Below are 17,104 nucleotides of genomic sequence, written 5' to 3' on the forward strand. Positions count from 1 at the left end.
TGAGCGACCCGGCCGGTCATCTGTTCTCCGAACGTCTCACCGAAGCGCTCGACCTGGATCTGCCGACGATGCAGCCCGGCTATGGACTGATCGGCACGCTGATCGTCGGTGTTCTGGTGTTGGCACTGGCGGTGTTCTGGGCTGCGACGTCGTGGAGGCGCCCTACCCGAACCGACGAATCGTCTTGATCGGCGGCATCCGGTCGAGCGGGGTGAACCCGATCGGGACACCGTTGGGTCCGTACGCGTTGAAGACCTGGCCGAACCCGGCGTAGATGCCGATGTGGCTGGCGTCGCGCCAGAACACGATCGCGTCGCCCGGCGCGAGGGCGCTCATCGGGATCGCGTGACCCACCCGGGCCTGCTGCTGACTGACGCGTGGCAGCCGGATTCCCGCGGTACCGAATGCCCATTGGACCAGGCCGGAGCAGTCCCACGAGTTCGGTCCGACGCCGCCCCACTTGTACGGCTTACCCATTTGCGTCATCGCCGCCGACAGCGCCTGCAACCCGGCCGGGGTCGATATCGGCAGGTAGATCTCCACCGAACCCGACGAGCCGGATGACCCGGTGTCGGCCGACGCGGTGGGTTCGCCCGCGGCCAGGGCGACACCGGTGGCCATGACGAGCGCAGCGCCGATCGCCGCGACACGGCAACGGAGACTCGACACGCGATCCAGGGTGACCCCTCGGTTCGGGGAAGTCTCAGGTTGCGGTTGAGATGTTATCGATGCGTGACCTTCACCTGCGGGTCACCAGTAGCCGTCGGGGTCGCTCTCGGGTGACTCGGCGGGAATGATGCCCTCGGCGACGCCGTGGTCGATGCTCGCCGACAGCCGGGGGCAGGTGGGCATCATGGCGGTGTTGCCGCCCTGCTCACGGATGCGTTCGAGTTCATTGCAGCGGGCCCGCGCATCGGCGTTCCACTGCACGCTCGTGTGGAACGAACTGGTCTTCTTGACCATGACGCACGCGTGACACGATCGGCACTCGATCTCGGTCATTCCGCCCCGCAGGTAATGCTCGCGGTCGCGGGCGGTCGCGGCATGCACGGCGGCCAGACGGTCGGGATCGCCGCCGAAATCGGGTGCCTTGGCCCAGCCGATCTGGCTGTCGGCGGTCGGACGTTCGGCGGCGCGGGTCATCGCCTCAGACCTCGGCCGTTTGGACGGAGTCGTCGGCGTCCTCGGACTCCTTCGCGGCCTCCTGCATGCGCAAGTTCTCCTGGATCTCGACACCCCAGCTCTCCAAGGCCTTCTCGGTGTCGATCTCGTACTCGAAGCGCTGGGTCATCTCGTCGGTGACGTCGGCCTTGTCGACGTAGAACTGCTCGTACCAGCGTCGCAGTTGGTAGACCGGGCCGTCTTCTTCGACGAGGAGCGGATTGTCGATGCGGGTCTTGTGCTTCCAGATCTCGACGTCCTGCAGGAATCCGACCTCGACGCCGGCGCTGATCTTCTTGGCCATCTTGGCGGCCTGCTCGTTGGTGAGACCGTCGGGGACCTTGGCCATCACCCCGTACATCAGGACGAAGGAGTTGGCGTCGATCGGGTAGTGGCAGTTGGTGAGGATGGTCTCGACCGCGAACTCGCCGTAGTACTGGATCATCGGGTTCAGCATGTAGGACGGGCCGTAGTACGCCGCGATCGACTCGAGCCGGCTGTCGCCGTAGTTGGTGCCGAGCGTGACGTCGGGGCGGCCGTGCGAATTCATGTACTGCGCAGCGGTTTCGCCCTCGAAGACGTTCTTGAAGTAGTCGGGCAGGGCGAAGTGCACGTAGTAGAAGTGCGCCATGTCGACGACGTTGTCGATGATCTCGCGGCAGTTGGAGCCCTCGATGACGATCCGGTTCCACGTCCAGGCGGTCCACTCGTCGGACCCGACCTCGTCGAGCGCCGGGATGATGCAGTCCTCGGGTGGCGCGTTGCCCTCGGGGTCGTTGTAGACGAACACCTGGCCGTTGCGGACCATCGTCGGCCACGACCGGGTCTTGGCCAGCTTGGGATTGCGTTTCGCGTAGGGAACTCCGGCGCAGCGGCCGTTGCCCTTCCATTGCCAGCCGTGGAAGGGGCAGGCGACGTTACCGTCGTCCTTGATGCTGCCCTGGGAGAGGTCGGCACCCATGTGGCGGCAGAAGGCGTCGAGGACGTTGAGCTTCACCTCGCCGTTCTCGTCCCGGGTTGCCCACACGACCAGCTTGGTGCCGAAGATCTGCACCGAGTGCGGCTTGCCGTCGTCGAACTCGTCGATCAGGCCGAGGCAATGCCAACCGCGTGCGAACCGGGAGGGCGGGGCGCCGGTGTCGATCTCGCGCACTCCCGGCTCTTCACCGCTGCGCGTGGAACCGACCGTCTCGGGTGTCGCCGACATTCGTCTCTCCTGTCACTCGACTCGCGTTGCGTGGATCCGCAGACGAACGCGGACCGCATGATGCAATACTAGAACACGTTTCAATAATGATCCGTCAATCGGGGCGAGTGGTCCAGGTCTGTCCTGGAAATGGGCATAAAGTCCCAGTACTCGACATAAATGAGAACGTGTTCTAATCTCGAGTCTGACGACGATGATGGCCGGCCACCGAGGTTGGCGACTATGGAGTAGGAGTGGACGATGCGCAGCGAAGCCGCGGAGCAGGTCCTGGAGAAGATCAACGCACTGTTGCCCGAGATCGAGCAGCGCGCGCAGCAGACCGAAGACCTGCGCCGCATCCCCGACGAGACGGTGTCGAGTCTGGAAAGCGCCGGCTTCTTCAAGCTGATGCAGCCCGAGCAGTGGGGCGGCTACCAGGTCGACCCGGTGACCTTCTACGAAGCGGTCCGTCGGATCGCGACCGCCTGCGGTTCCACCGGCTGGGTGGCCGGGATCATCGGTATCCACAACTGGCATCTCGCCCTGTTCGACCAGCAGGCCCAGGAGGACGTCTGGGGTTCGGACACCTCGGTCCGGATCTCGTCGTCGTATGCGCCCATGGGTATGGGTGAGGTCGTCGACGGCGGCTACAAGGTCAACGGCAACTGGGCGTTCTCGTCGGGCTGCGAACTCGCTGACTGGACCTTTGTCGGCGGCCCGGTGATCAAGCGCGGCAAGCCCGTCGACTTCGTCAGCTTCTTGCTGCCCCGGTCGGACTACACCATCAAGGATGTGTGGAACGTGGTGGGACTCAAGGGAACCGGCTCGAACACGCTGGAGGTCAAGGACGCATTCGTCCCGACGCACCGCGTGCTGAGCATGCGCACCATGGCCGAATACAAGAGCCCCGGCCTGGAGCGCAACACCGCACCCGTCTACCGGATGCCTTGGGGCACCATCCATCCCAGCGTGATCTCGGCACCCATCGTGGGCATGGCCTACGGTGCCTACCGGGCGCACGTCGAGCATCAGGGCAAGCGCGTGCGCGCCGCCTACGCGGGCGAGAAGTCCAAGGACGACCCGTTCGCCAAGGTGCGTATCGCCGGCGCCGCCAGTGACATCGACGCCGCGTGGCGTCAGCTGTCGGGCAATCTGGCCGCCGAGTACGAGCTGATCCGCAAGGGTGAGGAACCCCCGATGGAGATGCGCACCGCCGCCCGGCGCGACCAGGTCCGCGCAACCGCTCGGGCCATCGCGTCCATCGACAGTCTCTTCGAGAACTCCGGTGCCGGAGCGTTGAACCTCGACTCGCCGATCCAGCGGTTCTGGCGCGACGCACACGCCGGCCGGGTGCACGCCGCCAACGATCCCGAGCGCGCGTACGTGGCGTTCGGCAACAACGAGTTCGGGATTCCCATCGGCGACACCATGGTCTGACTTCTCGAGGCTCGCAAGGTCGCACCGTTACCGCTCCCTGAGGTGCGAGGAGCGCAAGCGACGAGCCTCGAAGGGCCTGGCAACACTCGACAAAAAGCAGTTCCAAGGAGTCATCACATGAGTGACAGCAGTCCGATCAGATCGCTGGGATACATGCGCATCGAGGCCACCGACATGGCCGCGTGGCGGGAGTACGGACTCAAGGTTCTCGGCATGATCGAGGGCAAGGGGTCCACCGAAGGTGCGCTGTATCTGCGCATGGACGACTTTCCCGCACGTCTGGTGATCGTGCCGTCCGACCGCGACCATCTCGGTAGCTCAGGCTGGGAATGCGCGAATGCGCAAGCGCTACAGGATGTTCGCAACCGGCTGTCGGCCGCGGGCGTTGTGTACCGCGAGGGCAAGGACGAGGAACTGGCCGATCGTCGTGTCGTGGAGATGATTGTCTTCAACGACCCGGCCGGCAACACGCTGGAGGCGTTTCACGGTGCGGCACTGGAGCATCGGCGCATCGTCAGCCCGTACGGGCACCGGTTCGTCACCGAGGAGCAGGGGCTCGGGCATGTTGTGCTCACCTGCGACGACGACAAGGCCGCACTCGAGTTCTACCGCGACGTCCTCGGCTTCAAGCTCCGCGATTCGATGCGTCTGCCCCCGCAGGTCGTCGGACGTGAAGAGGGCGAGGAGGTTCCGTGGCTGCGGTTCCTCGGCTGCAACCCGCGCCACCACTCACTCGCGTTCCTGCCGATCCCCAACGAGACCGGCATCGTGCATCTGATGGTGGAGGTGGAGAACTCCGACGACGTCGGGCTGTGCCTCGACCGCGCGCTGCGCAAGAAGGTGAAGATGTCGGCGACCCTCGGCCGCCACGTCAATGACCTGATGCTGTCCTTCTACATGAAGACCCCGGGTGGGTTCGACATCGAATTCGGTTGTGAAGGAAGAACCGTCGACGATCACGAATGGATCGCACGGGAGAGCACCGCGGTCAGCTTGTGGGGGCATGACTTCACCGTCGGGTTCAAAGGCTGACATGACACAGACCCCATACGGTTCGGCCGAGTTCGACTCTCGGCAGTTCCGGACGGCAATGGGTCAGTTCTGTACCGGCGTCACCGTGATCACCACGTTCGAGATCGGCGACGACGGTGTCGGCCGGCCGGTCGGGTTCGCGTGTCAATCGTTCGCGGCGCTGTCGCTCGACCCGCCGCTCGTGCTGTTCTGCCCGCAGAAGACCTCGCGCACCTGGAAGGTCATCGAGAAGACCGGAAAGTTCTGCGTCAACGTCCTGTCGAATCGTCAGCAGGATGTGAGCGCGACGTTCGGTGCGCCCGGCGACGACAAGTTCGCGTCGATCACCTGGGACCCGTCACCGGCCGGGTTGCCGGTGATCCGGCATGCCCTGACGTGGGTGGAATGCGACATCGAGCAGGTCACCGACGGCGGCGATCACTTCATCGTCATCGGGCGGGCGATCACGCTTGGCGACGTCCTGCAGGACAAGCCGCTGCTGTTCTACCGCGGCGGCTACCTGTCGACCGAACACCCGCGGGTCACACCCGCGCAGGCCGAACTCGAGAACTTTCTCACCTGGACCGGAGGAGACACCTGGCTATGAGCGCCACGGTCATGGCACCGACTGCGGTGGCCAAGCCCCTGACGGATGCGATCGCCGAGGCGGAAAAGCTCATCGCCTCAGCGGAATTCGTGGAGAGCGAACAAGATCTGGCGGAGGGATACGACTACCTCGCCGGCAGCATCGCGGCAATACTGCAGTTGGTTCGCTCTCGTCAGAAGACTCACCCGAACTTCATCACCTCGACGGGTCCGTCGACCAAAATGGGTCTCGACAACCCGGACACCCTCTACTACCACGCCGACGTGGAAGATTCCGGCACCTACATCGTGCGGGGACATCGGGGTGGCACAGCAGATCTGAGCTTCCAGGTGCTGCGCGGCGACTACACGCCGTCGGAGGTGCCCGGCGGCGACGACGCGTTCGACGACCGACGCATCCCCATCGACGCCGACGGCAACTTCGAGATCACCTTCGGGCCCCCAAAGGAATCCGCAACGGACGGATACTTCGTTCTCCCCGAGGGAGCATCGATGCTCTCGGTGCGCGAGGTGTACAGCGATTGGGCGGTCCGGAAGGGATCGATCTCCATCGAGCGCGTCGACACCGTGGGCACCGCACCGGAAGAACCCGACCTGGCGCGGGTGGTGCGCCGGTATGCCACGGCCGGAAAGATGCTGACCTCGCGGATCAACACCTGGTTCAACTTTCCCAAGTGGTTCTACCTCGACGAACCGGTCAACACCTTCACCCCGCCACGCCTGACGCCGGGTGGGCTGTCCACCCAGTTCTCCTCGGTGGGCCATTTCCGGCTTGCCGACGACGAGGCCATGGTGATCACGGTCCCGAAATCGGATGCGCCATACCAGGGTTTCCAACTGGGGTCGATGTGGTACATCTCGCTCGACTACGTCAATCACCAGACGAGCCTGAATTCGTCTCAGGCGCAGGTTGATCCGGACGGCATGATCCGCATGGTGGTGTCGCGCCGCGACCCCGGCATCGCCAACTGGATCGAGACGACCGGCCGGGTGACCGGAATTCTCCAGTTCCGCTGGCAGCGCGTGGCCGCACCTATCACTCCCGAGCAGGGACCGAGTGCACAGGTCGTGGACTTCGACGACGTCGCGGCGCATCTGCCCTACCTCGATTCGAACCGGATCGATGACAGCGGGTGGCGGGATCGAATCGCTGCGCGGCAACGCGCTTTTGCCGAAAGGATGCTCGGATGACCGGCGTGTTGGACGGAAAGGTCGTCGTCGTTTCCGGGGTCGGCCCCGGGTTGGGTCGGTCGATCTGTCTGCGCGCTGCTGCAGCCGGGGCGTCGGTGGTCTTGGCCGCACGCACCGAGTCCCGCCTGAAAGACGTTGCCGCCGAGGTCGACGCCGCGGGTGGAACGTCGCTCGTGGTGCCGACCGACATCACCGACGACGACGCGGTCGACGGTCTTGTGCGCTCGGTGCTCGACGAGTTCGGCCGGGCCGACGTGGTGGTCAACAATGCGTTCGCGCTTCCGTCGATGAAGCCGTTGGCGCGCACCGACTTCGACCAGATCAGCGCGAGCCTGGACCTGACCGTCCTGGGCACCCTGCGTGTCATCAAGGCGTTCACCGAGACGCTGGCCGAAGCCGACGGCGCGATTGTCAACATCAACTCGATGGTGATCCGCCATTCCGAACCCCGATACGGCAGCTACAAACTCGCGAAGTCGGCGTTGCTGGCGATGTCGCAGACCCTGGCGACCGAGCTGGGCGGCAAGGGGATTCGGATCAACACCGTCGCGCCCGGCTACATCTGGGACGACCAACTGAAGTGGTACTTCGGCGAGGTGGCCAAGAAGTACGACATCACGCCCGAGCAGGTGTACGAGCAGACGGCCGCCAAATCCGATCTGAAGCGTCTACCCGAACCCGACGAGATCGCCGAGGCCGTCGTCTTTCTCGCGTCCCCGATGGCCAGCGCGATCACAGGTCACACCCTCGACGTGAATTGTGGTGAGTACCATGACTAGTTCGGCGACGAGCACGGGAAGCCCGCGGACGTCGGTCGGTACCGTCGAGGATCTGCATGCGTCGGCCACCCGTGCTACCGGCCTGGACGACTTCGGTGACGACGCCTACCTGGAACCGCTTGGTGTACTGCTGGATTCGTATCGCACCGAGGCAGGCCTGACGGAGCTGGGCAGCAAGATGTTCCGGTTCTTCCTCAAGGGTGCGCTGATCGCGCGTCTGCTGAGCGAAGCGGCGTGGAAGGCGAATCCGGGTTACGCGGATGTCGAGATCCGACGCCCGATCTTCGTGACCGGCCTGCCACGCACCGGTACCACCGCGCTGCATCGACTACTCACTGCAGATCCCGGTCATCAGGGCTTGGAGATGTGGCTGGCCGAGTTCCCGCAGCCTCGGCCGCCGCGCGACACCTGGGCCGACAATCCGGTGTATCAGCAGATCGATGCCGGGCTGGCGCAGCATCACGTCGAGAATCCCGAATTCATGGGGTTGCACTACATGGATGCCGGCGAGGTCGAGGAGTGCTGGCAACTCCTGCGGCAGAGCGTCATGTCGATTTCCTACGAGTCGCTGGCGTACTTGCCGACGTACTCACAATGGCTCGCCGGGCAGGACTGGACCCCGGCGTACCTGCGCCACAAGCGGAACTTGCAGATGATCGGGTTGAATGATCCCGAGAAGCGTTGGGTTCTCAAGAATCCCAGCCACCTGTTTGCGCTCGACGCGCTGATGGCGGCGTATCCCGATGCGCTGGTGATCCAGACGCACCGCGAGCCGAAGACGATCATCGCGTCGATGTGCAGCCTGGCCGAGCACGCGACGCCGGGCTGGTCGACCACCTTTGTCTGCGACACGATCGGCAGCGCTCAACTCGAACTCTGGTCCCGTGGACTGCGTGAGTTCTCGGCGGCGCGTGGGCGATACGACTCGTCGCAGTTTCTTGACGTCGACTTCGCCGATCTGCGCAACGATCCGATGGGGACCGTCGAGCGGGTGTACGCGGCGCTCGACGCGCCGTTCACCGACGACGCGCGCAAGGCTGTCGTGGCCCTCGATGAGGAGAGCAAGACCGGGGACCGCAAACCGCAGCATCGATATCAGCTGTCTGACTACGGACTCGACGAGCAGACGGTGGCGGCTGCTTTCGCGGGCTGACCCGTCGAGTTCGGTGAATGGCCCTCCGCCGCTCCCTGATCCGAAGAGTCGGTGACTGCCTGTCGGGCTGGGGAATTGGGGCGCTTGTGCCGGCGTCGGTCCCCTGAAACTAGGGGATGAGTTTCTTCCCCTAGGTCTGGAGTCGTCCCTCAGCAATTTCGCGGGGAAGACACCAAAGGTAGGGGACGAATCTTCTTCCCCTAGATTCTTTCGGTCCAGACGGCACAACTACCTCGTCCACCTCCAAGGGCCGTTGCGGTAGGCCGCGGGAGTGTCGTGGCCGACGGATGGGTGGTCACCCGGTGCGCGTCGGCGTGAAGCGAACGCAGAAACCGCGTGTCCGGTCAGAAACCGTATGCGCGTATACGGGTTCCGGCCATGGCCGCGGTTTCTGACCACATGTGCGGTTTCGGTGACGGACTTCACGACGTCAACAGGGCCCGCCCTTTGTGTCGAAATCTGTACGTGGCAGCGAAGCCACGTGCAATGTGCACTTTGTCGGTGGTCTCGACATGACGCCTAGCCTGGCGGCTCGGAGTCGCTCGAGCAGCGGGGGTGGTGACTCGCCAGGATCAACCGCGCAACGCTGCCACTGCTTCTCCCACGGCGCGATGGGGCGCCCCGAACAACTGCGCACTGCCGTGTGCGCGTTTGAAATACAGCTGGATGTCGTGTTCCCAGGTGATGCCGATGCCACCGTGCAATTGGATCGCGTCCCCGGTCACGGTACGGAAGGCCTCGGAGCAGTAGACATGTGCGGCGAGGGCAAGCTCATCGCCATCCGGATCGCCGGCCACCAGAGCGGACACTGCGGCACGGGAGATCGACCGTGTGGTCTCGACCAGCACGTACATGTCGGCCATGCGGTGTTTGAGGGCCTGGAAGGAACCGATGGTGCGTCCGAATTGCTTGCGGGACTTGGTGTATTCGACGGTCAGATCCAGGGCCGCCTGCGCGCCGCCGACCTGTTCGGCCGACAGGAGGGCCCAGGCAAGCGACCGCAATCGGTGTGCGAGATCGGCGGGTGCCGGGATGGTCGTCGCCGAAACCTCGTCGAAGTGCACCGAACTCAACGGCCTGGTGGGGTCCATGGTGGGCAGCGGCGTCACCGTGACTCCGTCGGAGGTGGCGTCCACTTCGTGGAGCGTCACGCCCTCCCCGCTGGAGGCAAGCACCACCAGCGTGTCGGCGACTTCGCCGTCGATCACGAAGTGGGCTGTCCCGGTCAGCAAACCGGCATCCGCCCGCACGCTGGGCCGGTCCCAGCCTGTTTCGCCTGCCCAGCACAATGCGGCCACCCGCTCGCCGGAGGCCAGGTCGGGCAGCAGGCGTTTGGAGGTGTCGTCGTCGTCCGCGATCAGAATGGCCGCGGTGGCGAGAACGGCGGACCCGAACACGGGAACGGGACTCAGTGCGGCGCCCAGTTCTTCCAGTACCGCGGCGCTCTCGACGAAAGTCGCTCCAGCTCCGCCGAATTCCTCCGGAACGGGCAACGCGGCCACACCGATCTCGCTGCACAGGGTGCGCCACAGGTCGCGGTCGGAGCGAGGTGTCGAACCCATCGCAGCACGCACCGAGGCCGAGTCCCCACGCCGCTTGCACAGGTCACGGACCGCGGTGGCCAGGGCATCGCGCTCTTCGGCCGAAACCGCCTCGATGGTCATCGCAGCGTCTCCAGGATCGCGTTCCGATGGACAGCCGGTGTGCCCCACGAACTCAGCAATGCGCGAGTCTTGGTGATGTACAACGACAGATCATGCTCCGCGGTGTAGCCGATCGCGCCGAGGACCTGCAGCGACCGGCGTGCAGCGAGATGGGCCGCGTCGGCCGTGGCAACCTTGGCAGCCGCGATGTCGCGTCGTACGTCGGTGTCCTCGGGCACCTGACCGTCGATGCCGAGAGCCGCCGCATGCACCAGCGGACGGGCCATCTCGAGCGCGATCGCGACGTCGGCAAGGTGATGCTTGACGGCCTGGAACGATCCGATCGGCCGGCCGAATTGCTTGCGCGCCTGCGCATACTCGGCGGCAATCGCGAGCATGGCCTGTCCGAGGCCGAGGAGTTGGGCCGCGGTCGCCAGGACGCCGGCGTCGACCGCATCGGTGGCATCGACGCTCTCGGCGAGAACCTCACCGGCGGTCACTCGAGAGAGGGTCCGGGTGGGGTCGACCGACCGTAGGGTCTCCTCGATGTGTCCGATCGCCAGCACGCCGTCGGTGACCACGTACCGATCGTCCACGGCATCGGCATCGGCGGCCAGCAGTGCCAGGGGTGCGATCGCGCACGTGGCGCCGCGGCCCGCCGCCAGGGCGGTCAGACGCTCGGTGTGACCGGCATCCCGGAGTAGAACGGGAAGTACTGCAATACTTTCCGCGATTGGTCCGGGGACGCAGTGTTTGCCGAGTTGTTCGACGGCGACGACCATCTCGATCGCGCCGGCGCTCGATCCGCCGTGTGACTCGTCGATGAGGAGGCCACAGATGCCGGTGTCGGCGAGTTGAGCGTAGACCGCCGACGCGGCGCCCCGATCACCGGCCGCCCAGGCGCGGGCCGCCGCGGGCATGTCGGCCTTGGTGAGGATTGCGTCGATGGTCGACGCGAGGTCGTCGTGTATGTCCGAGAGCAGGAATTCCATCGTCTCACCGATCTCCGCGGGGCAGTCCGAGCAGCCGTTCCGCGATCACATTGCGCTGAATCTCGTTGGTGCCGGCATAGATCGGTCCGGATAGCGAGAACAGGTAGCCGTCCATCCAGGGGTCGTCGAGTTCGGCGGTCGCACCCTGCAGATCCAACGCGGTCTCGTGCGCGGCGATGTCCCACTGGGACCAGAAGACCTTGTTGATCGACGACTCCATGCCCAACTGGCCACCGGCGGCGAGGCGGCTCACCGTCTGATAGGTGGACAATTCGTAAGCGCGCGAACCGATCCAGGCGTCGGCTACGTGGGCATCGACATTCGCGGTCGTGGGGACGTCGTCGCGTGCTTCCTTCCACAGCTTCACGAGTCGGTCGGTGGTGGCCAGGAACCGGCCGGGGGAGCGTAGCGACAGGCCACGCTCGTTGGCCGCCGTGCTCATCGCCACCCGCCAGCCGTTGTCGACCGTACCGATCACGCCCGACGCGCCGGGGTCGGCCGGGTCGTCGGGGACGAAGACGTCTTCGAGGAACAGTTCCGCGAAACCCGCCTCGCCGTCGAGCTGCGCGATGGGGCGCACCGTCACCCCGGGAGCCCGCAGGTCGAACATGAAGTAGGTCAACCCTTTATGCCGTTGTGCGGCCCTGTCGGTGCGGAACAGGCCGAAGGCCCAGTCGGCGAAGCTCGACCGCGAACTCCACGTTTTCTGGCCGTTGAGCAGCCAGCCGCCGTCGGTGCGGGTGGCCGTCGACCGGAGCGACGCGAGGTCGCTGCCCGCCTCCGGCTCGCTCCACGCCTGACCCCAGATGTCGTCCGCACGGGCCATCCGCGGCATGATCCGGGCCAGCTGGTCGGGATGAGCGTGTTCGAAAAGTGTTGGTGCCAAGAGGAAGATTCCGTTCTGGCTGACGCGGCCCGGCGCACCGGACCGGTAGTACTCCTCCTCGAAGATGACCCAGTGCAGCAGCGGGACGTCGCGCCCGCCGTACTCTTCCGGCCAACTCACCACCGACATTCGGTCGGCGGCCATGGTCCGCTCCCATTCGCGGTGCGCCTCGAATCCGTCGGCGGTGTCCATCGATGGAAGGGGCTGAGCCGGAACATGTTCGGCCAGCCAGGTGCGTACCTCGTGGCGGAACTTCTCGGCCGCCGCGTCGAACAGCAGATCCATGTCAGCGGCCCGTCCCATTGGCGCTTGACGCCTTCATCGACTTGGCGTCCATGCCGCCCAGCGAATCCCCACCGTCCTCGGCGTTGGCGGCATGCGCGAAGTGGTGCCAGCCGAACACCGAATCCATCGCGTTGCGCAGCCCCATCTGGTCCTCGCAGATGTTGACCGCCTTCTTGCTGAGCATGAGGCCCTGGATCGGCATCGCCGCGATCTGCTCGGCGATGGCGTCGACCTTGGTGGCGAGTTCGTCGCGCGGCACAACGTGATTGACCATGCCCCACTCGGCGGCCTGTGCCGCGGTGAAGCGTTCGCCGGTGAACAGGATCTCTTTGGCGCGTCGGGTACCGAGCGCGTAGGCGTGCGCGAAATACTCGACGCCGGGAATGCCCATGCGGGCGACCGGGTCGGAGAAGAAGGCGTCGTCGGAGGCGACGATGAAGTCGCAGATCCAGGCGAGCATGAGTCCGCCCGCGATGCAGGCGCCGTGCACCTGCGCGATGACCGGCTTGGGCATCTCCCGCCACCTACGGCACATACCCATGTACACCTCCATCTCACGCGCGAGCCGCTGGTCGGCGCCCGATCGGTCGGTGTGGTCCCAGTACAGGGTGGCGACGTTGTCGTAGTAGGTGTCGAAGTCGCGTTCCGGTGTGCCGATGTCGTGGCCCGCCGAGAAGTGCTTGCCGTTGGCGCGAAGCACGATGACCTTGACGGCCTTGTCGTCGACCGCCCGGCGGAACGCGGAGTCCAACGAATAGGTCATCACCGAGTTCTGGGCGTTGCGGTACTCGGGCCGGTTGAGCGTCACGTACGCGACGGCACCATCGGGTCCGCCGGTCTCATAGGCCACCGGGGTGGTGTCCGGCCCGAGTTCGTCGGGGCGCAGGGCAGGGGGAATCACCGCGTCGCTCATGCCTCCGAGCGTAACCTAGCAAGTGCTTGGTTGGTAGGGTCTGGTCGGAGTCGAACGCGGCGTCGATCACAGGTGCGTGCTGACCCATTCGGCGGCCCGCACGGCCGATTCGGCGAGTTCGCGCAGTTCATACCCAGTTTTCACACCGCCGGGACAGGCGACGAGGGATGCCACGACCGTGCCGCCGGCGTCGAAGACCGGTGTGCCGAGGGTGACGACGCCGTGCTCGGTGTCGTCGGACAACTCGGTGTCGAGGTAGTCGATGTCGCCGAGTTCGCTGAGCAGATCGCCGACGCGGGAGCGCAGCGAATCCGAGACGCCGTCGAGCGAACTCAGTGCGTCGATCATTGCGATGTGGTCGGGGGTCAGGCGCTCGATGGAATAGCCGCGTTCGCGGATCTCGTCGAGCACGATGGCCAGACGGGTACGCACCGACGCCGGGGCCTGTTCGATCCATTGTGTCCGGTCGGTCGGACTCGACCACGCGATGAACTCGCGACAGATGGGTGGACGTAACCGGATTCGACGACCGGGGCGGAACCAGGAGGCGGCCGGGTCGAGGCGCGACGACCCATCGTCGGGCAGAGCGTGTTCGACGACGGAGATCGTCTCGGCGTCGATGCGCCGGGCCAAGAAGCATGGCATCCCGTGTTCGTCGGCGAAGTTCCGGACGGCCGGGCCTGCCCACTGGCCGAGGAGGTCGGTGCTCTGTGCGGTGCGGGCGAGGGCCACGAACGCGGGGCCGAGTCCGAACTCGCCGGTCCTGGGATGTCGCGTCGCCCAACCGCGATCGACCATCTCCGACGCGACGGCGTGCGCGGTCGCGCGGGATTGGCCGGTGAGGCGGACAATCTGTGCCAGCGTGAGTGTGTCGGGCGCGGATCGCACGAGTAGTTCGACGACACGCATCACGCGAGCGGTCGGAGGCGACGGCGAGCGGGGCTGTTGACCCTGCTCGGCGGGGTCGCCTACTGTGTGTGTCACATAGTCAATACTGACCGTCGAATATTCGACAGTCAAGGGAAGGGGTTGCGCCGATGGGACCCTCGGTGGGCAAGGACTCGACGTCTTCCGCGTCGCACCCGCATGGTTACGAGCTCTCCCATCTCGAGGCGCTCGAGGCCGAGTCGGTGCACATCTTTCGCGAGGTGGCCGCCACGTTTGAGCGTCCGGTGCTGCTCTTCTCCGGCGGCAAGGACTCGGTGGTGATGTTCCACCTGGCGCGCAAGGCGTTCTGGCCGGCGCCGATCCCGTTCCCGCTGATGCATGTCGACACCGGGCACAACTTCGACGAGGTGATCGAGTACCGCGACCGCGTCGTCGCCGACACCGGGGTGCGCCTCATCGTCAGTTCGGTGCAGGACGACATCGACGCCGGGCGAGTGGTCGAGGCAACCGGCCCGGGCGCCAGCCGAAACAGACTGCAGACCACCGCGTTGCTGCGGGGCATCACCGAGAACCGGTTCGACGCGGTGTTCGGGGGCGCGCGCCGCGACGAGGAGAAGGCGCGGGCCAAGGAGCGGGTGTTCAGCTTTCGCGACGAGTTCGGTGCGTGGAATCCGCGCGCGCAGCGGCCCGAACTGTGGAATCTGTACAACGGCAGGCACAATCGCGGCGAGCACATCCGGGTGTTCCCGTTGTCGAACTGGACCGAACTCGACATCTGGCAGTACATCGCCGACGAAGCCATCGAACTGCCGCCCATCTATTACGCGCATCAACGTGAAGTGATACCGCGCGACGGCATGCTGCTGGCGAAAACCCGCTTCCTCGAACAGTTTCCGGGAGAGACGAGCCACGTCGAGACGGTCCGGTTCCGTACCGTCGGCGACGCCACCTGTACCGGATGCGTGCGCTCGACTGCCGACACCGTCGAGGCCGTCATCGCGGAAGTGGAGGCGACCCGACTGACCGAGCGCGGTGCCACCCGCGCGGATGATCGAATCTCCGAGTCCGGCATGGAAGATCGCAAGAAGGAAGGGTACTTCTGATGCCGCCCACCACGGAGATGCTGCGGCTCGCGACCGCCGGCTCGGTCGACGACGGCAAGTCCACGCTGATCGGGCGCCTGCTGTTCGACGCCAAGTCGATCTTCACCGATCAGCTCGAATCCATCGAACGCACCAGCGCCGAACGCGGTGACGAATACGCCAACCTCGCGCTGCTCACCGACGGCCTGCGTGCGGAGCGCGAGCAGGGCATCACCATCGACGTCGCCTACCGCTACTTCTCCACGCCCAAGCGGAAATTCATCATCGCCGACACGCCGGGGCATGTGCAGTACACGCGCAACATGGTGACCGGTGCGTCGACCGCCGACCTCGCGATGATCCTCATCGACGCCCGCAAGGGTGTGCTCGAACAGACCAAGCGGCATGCGTTTCTCTCGTCCCTGTTGGGTATCCCGCACCTGACGGTCTGCGTCAACAAGATGGACCTGGTGGACTGGTCGCAGCAACGGTTCGACGAGATCTGCACAGAATTCGTCGATTTCGCCGCCAAGTTGAATGTGTCGGACCTGACCTTCATCCCGCTGTCGGCGCTGCGCGGGGACAACGTGGTCGAGGCGTCGGTGAACATGGGCTGGTACGAGGGCCGGCCGCTGCTGAGCCATCTGGAGAACGTGTACATCGCGTCGGACCGCAATCTCATCGATGCGCGGCTGTCGGTGCAGTATGTGATTCGCCCGCAAACCGCCGACGGCACCGACCATCGTGCCTACGCGGGGACCGTCGCCGGTGGAATCTTCTCTCGCGGAGACGAAGTCGTGGTGCTGCCGGGTGGATTCTCCACCACCATCACCGACCTCTGGGCCCCCGGCGGAGCACGGGTGGACGAGGCGTTCGCGTCCATGGCCGTGTCTGTCGAACTCGCCGACGAGATCGACATCGTCCGCGGTGACATGCTGGCCCGGCCCAACAACCGTCCCTACGTCGGCCGGGATCTAGACGCGATGGTCTGCTGGTTCGCCGACGACACCGAGCTGCGTGTCGGCAACCGGTACCAGCTCATGTGCGGCACTCGTCTGACCCGTGCCCAGATCTCCGGGTTCAACTACCGGCTGGACGTGAACACGCTGCATCGGGACGAGAGCGCGGAGTCGTTGCAGCTCAACGAGATAGCAAGACTATCGGTGCACACGCAGGAACCGGTGATGTTCGATGCCTACGGCCGCAACCGGGAGACCGGCAGTTTCATCCTGATCGACGAGGCCTCCAACAAGACGGTGGGCGCCGGCATGATCACCGCGCCGGTCCGACGCGACAGTCACGTGGTGTGGCAGTCCAGCAAGGTATCTCGCGAGCAACGGACACATCGCGGTGCGACCATCTGGCTGACCGGCCTGTCGGGGTCGGGGAAGTCGTCGCTCGCTGTCGAACTCGAGCGTCGGTTTGTCGCGGAGGGTCGGCACGCCTACCTGATGGACGGCGACAACCTGCGGCACGGCCTGAATTCGGATCTGGGCTTCTCCGACGACGATCGCCGTGAGAACATCCGTCGGACCAGCGAGGTTGCCGCGCTGTTCGCCGATTCGGGTGCGGTGGCGATCGTCTCGCTCATCTCGCCGTTCACCGACGAACGCGAACGTGCCCGGGAGATCCACGCCGAGAGGGGACTGCCGTTCTTCGAGGTCTTCGTCGACACCCCGCTCGAGGTTTGTGAGCAGCGTGATCCGAAAGGCTTGTACGCCAAGGCGCGTCGTGGTGAGATCAGCCAGTTCACCGGGATCGACTCGCCTTACGAGCGTCCCGAACACGCCGACATCGTCGTGACGCCGGACGACGGTCAGCCGACCGAGGCCGCCGACGCCGTGCTCCGTAACCTGGGGCTGTAGATCTCCACATGATGAGGAAGGAAGGC

16 protein-coding genes and 1 pseudogene are annotated in these 17,104 nt (G+C 65.4%); 9 read left to right on the forward strand and 8 right to left on the reverse strand.

Annotated elements, in window-relative coordinates; all coding sequences use genetic code 11:
* Positions 1-188: pseudogene (locus tag ABZW74_RS02020) on the forward strand (hypothetical protein); the annotation flags it as partial.
* On the opposite strand, the gene ABZW74_RS02025 reads toward ABZW74_RS02020, so the two are convergent.
* The 3 genes from ABZW74_RS02025 to ABZW74_RS02035 form a co-directional block, all read right to left on the reverse strand.
* Positions 163-621, reverse strand: coding sequence for an NlpC/P60 family protein (locus ABZW74_RS02025; protein WP_355273549.1), 459 nt, complete (start codon positions 619-621; stop codon positions 163-165). The pseudogene ABZW74_RS02020 and the gene ABZW74_RS02025 sit on opposite strands and share 26 nt — an antisense overlap.
* 129 nt (positions 622-750) lie before the next feature.
* Positions 751-1,143, reverse strand: a complete 393-nt coding sequence (locus ABZW74_RS02030; protein ID WP_240861943.1) for a hypothetical protein — start codon at positions 1,141-1,143, stop codon at positions 751-753.
* 4 nt (positions 1,144-1,147) lie between these two features.
* Positions 1,148-2,368, reverse strand: coding sequence for a Rieske 2Fe-2S domain-containing protein (locus ABZW74_RS02035; protein WP_240861947.1), 1,221 nt, complete (start codon positions 2,366-2,368; stop codon positions 1,148-1,150).
* A gap of 240 nt (positions 2,369-2,608) precedes the next feature.
* On the opposite strand from ABZW74_RS02035, the gene hsaA reads away from it, so the two are divergent.
* From hsaA to ABZW74_RS02065, 6 genes are all read left to right on the forward strand, one after another.
* The gene (gene hsaA, locus ABZW74_RS02040) at positions 2,609-3,784 is read left to right on the forward strand and encodes a 3-hydroxy-9,10-secoandrosta-1,3,5(10)-triene-9,17-dione monooxygenase oxygenase subunit (protein ID WP_355273397.1); all 1,176 of its coding nucleotides are present in this window, start codon (positions 2,609-2,611) and stop codon (positions 3,782-3,784) included.
* 117 nt (positions 3,785-3,901) lie between these two features.
* Positions 3,902-4,816, forward strand: coding sequence for an iron-dependent extradiol dioxygenase HsaC (gene hsaC / locus ABZW74_RS02045; RefSeq protein WP_240861951.1), 915 nt, complete (start codon positions 3,902-3,904; stop codon positions 4,814-4,816).
* 1 nt (position 4,817) lies between these two features.
* Positions 4,818-5,402: a 3-hydroxy-9,10-secoandrosta-1,3,5(10)-triene-9,17-dione monooxygenase reductase subunit gene (gene hsaB / locus ABZW74_RS02050; RefSeq protein WP_355273400.1), complete on the forward strand. Its 585-nt coding sequence runs from the start codon at positions 4,818-4,820 to the stop codon at positions 5,400-5,402.
* The gene (locus ABZW74_RS02055; RefSeq protein WP_355273402.1) at positions 5,399-6,592 is read left to right on the forward strand and encodes a hypothetical protein; all 1,194 of its coding nucleotides are present in this window, start codon (positions 5,399-5,401) and stop codon (positions 6,590-6,592) included. The genes hsaB and ABZW74_RS02055 overlap by 4 nt, the downstream gene beginning before the upstream one ends.
* Positions 6,589-7,371, forward strand: a complete 783-nt coding sequence (locus ABZW74_RS02060; protein ID WP_355273404.1) for an SDR family oxidoreductase — start codon at positions 6,589-6,591, stop codon at positions 7,369-7,371. The genes ABZW74_RS02055 and ABZW74_RS02060 overlap by 4 nt, the downstream gene beginning before the upstream one ends.
* Positions 7,364-8,524 carry a sulfotransferase gene (locus ABZW74_RS02065; protein WP_355273407.1) on the forward strand — a complete coding sequence of 387 codons (1,161 nt, stop codon included), beginning with the start codon at positions 7,364-7,366 and terminating at the stop codon, positions 8,522-8,524. The genes ABZW74_RS02060 and ABZW74_RS02065 overlap by 8 nt, the downstream gene beginning before the upstream one ends.
* Positions 8,525-9,096: 572 nt before the next feature.
* Here the strand turns inward: ABZW74_RS02065 and ABZW74_RS02070 are convergent.
* From ABZW74_RS02070 to ABZW74_RS02090, 5 genes are all read right to left on the reverse strand, one after another.
* Entirely contained in the window at positions 9,097-10,188 is a 1,092-nt protein-coding gene (locus ABZW74_RS02070) for an acyl-CoA dehydrogenase family protein (protein ID WP_240862117.1), read from the reverse strand.
* Positions 10,185-11,159, reverse strand: a complete 975-nt coding sequence (locus tag ABZW74_RS02075) for an acyl-CoA dehydrogenase (protein WP_240862115.1) — start codon at positions 11,157-11,159, stop codon at positions 10,185-10,187. The genes ABZW74_RS02070 and ABZW74_RS02075 overlap by 4 nt, the downstream gene beginning before the upstream one ends.
* Positions 11,160-11,163: 4 nt before the next feature.
* Complete coding sequence (locus ABZW74_RS02080) at positions 11,164-12,330, reverse strand: acyl-CoA dehydrogenase family protein (RefSeq protein WP_240862119.1); 1,167 nt, start codon at positions 12,328-12,330, stop codon at positions 11,164-11,166.
* Position 12,331: 1 nt separating this feature from the next.
* On the reverse strand, positions 12,332-13,243 hold the full coding sequence (locus tag ABZW74_RS02085; protein WP_240862113.1) for an enoyl-CoA hydratase: 912 nt from the start codon (positions 13,241-13,243) through the stop codon (positions 12,332-12,334).
* Between the two features lie 66 nt (positions 13,244-13,309).
* A complete protein-coding gene (locus tag ABZW74_RS02090; RefSeq protein WP_355273412.1) occupies positions 13,310-14,227 on the reverse strand; it encodes a helix-turn-helix domain-containing protein in 918 nt (305 codons plus the stop codon).
* 53 nt (positions 14,228-14,280) lie between these two features.
* Between ABZW74_RS02090 and cysD the strand changes: the two genes are divergently transcribed.
* Positions 14,281-15,234: a sulfate adenylyltransferase subunit CysD gene (gene cysD / locus ABZW74_RS02095; RefSeq protein WP_355273415.1), complete on the forward strand. Its 954-nt coding sequence runs from the start codon at positions 14,281-14,283 to the stop codon at positions 15,232-15,234.
* Positions 15,234-17,078 (forward strand): adenylyl-sulfate kinase, encoded by a 1,845-nt coding sequence (cysC, locus tag ABZW74_RS02100; RefSeq protein WP_355273417.1) that lies wholly within the window; start codon positions 15,234-15,236, stop codon positions 17,076-17,078. Before cysD ends, cysC begins: the two co-directional genes overlap by 1 nt.
* Positions 17,079-17,104 lie beyond the last annotated feature (26 nt).

The sequence above is a fragment of the Gordonia sp. NPDC003585 genome (genome assembly GCF_040610755.1).
In the GTDB taxonomy this organism is placed as follows: domain Bacteria; phylum Actinomycetota; class Actinomycetes; order Mycobacteriales; family Mycobacteriaceae; genus Gordonia.

What these genes read in the sequence shown, in the direction of transcription:
- ABZW74_RS02025 (WP_355273549.1), bottom strand. Translation starts at nt 621, where the DNA reads ATGGCCACCGGTGTCGCCCTGGCCGCGGGCGAACCCACCGCGTCGGCC.
- ABZW74_RS02030 (WP_240861943.1), bottom strand. Translation starts at nt 1,143, where the DNA reads ATGACCCGCGCCGCCGAACGTCCGACCGCCGACAGCCAGATCGGCTGG.
- ABZW74_RS02035 (WP_240861947.1), bottom strand. Translation starts at nt 2,368, where the DNA reads ATGTCGGCGACACCCGAGACGGTCGGTTCCACGCGCAGCGGTGAAGAG.
- hsaA (WP_355273397.1), top strand. Translation starts at nt 2,609, where the DNA reads ATGCGCAGCGAAGCCGCGGAGCAGGTCCTGGAGAAGATCAACGCACTG.
- hsaC (WP_240861951.1), top strand. Translation starts at nt 3,902, where the DNA reads ATGAGTGACAGCAGTCCGATCAGATCGCTGGGATACATGCGCATCGAG.
- hsaB (WP_355273400.1), top strand. Translation starts at nt 4,818, where the DNA reads ATGACACAGACCCCATACGGTTCGGCCGAGTTCGACTCTCGGCAGTTC.
- ABZW74_RS02055 (WP_355273402.1), top strand. Translation starts at nt 5,399, where the DNA reads ATGAGCGCCACGGTCATGGCACCGACTGCGGTGGCCAAGCCCCTGACG.
- ABZW74_RS02060 (WP_355273404.1), top strand. Translation starts at nt 6,589, where the DNA reads ATGACCGGCGTGTTGGACGGAAAGGTCGTCGTCGTTTCCGGGGTCGGC.
- ABZW74_RS02065 (WP_355273407.1), top strand. Translation starts at nt 7,364, where the DNA reads ATGACTAGTTCGGCGACGAGCACGGGAAGCCCGCGGACGTCGGTCGGT.
- ABZW74_RS02070 (WP_240862117.1), bottom strand. Translation starts at nt 10,188, where the DNA reads ATGACCATCGAGGCGGTTTCGGCCGAAGAGCGCGATGCCCTGGCCACC.
- ABZW74_RS02075 (WP_240862115.1), bottom strand. Translation starts at nt 11,159, where the DNA reads ATGGAATTCCTGCTCTCGGACATACACGACGACCTCGCGTCGACCATC.
- ABZW74_RS02080 (WP_240862119.1), bottom strand. Translation starts at nt 12,330, where the DNA reads ATGGATCTGCTGTTCGACGCGGCGGCCGAGAAGTTCCGCCACGAGGTA.
- ABZW74_RS02085 (WP_240862113.1), bottom strand. Translation starts at nt 13,243, where the DNA reads ATGAGCGACGCGGTGATTCCCCCTGCCCTGCGCCCCGACGAACTCGGG.
- cysD (WP_355273415.1), top strand. Translation starts at nt 14,281, where the DNA reads ATGGGACCCTCGGTGGGCAAGGACTCGACGTCTTCCGCGTCGCACCCG.
- cysC (WP_355273417.1), top strand. Translation starts at nt 15,234, where the DNA reads ATGCCGCCCACCACGGAGATGCTGCGGCTCGCGACCGCCGGCTCGGTC.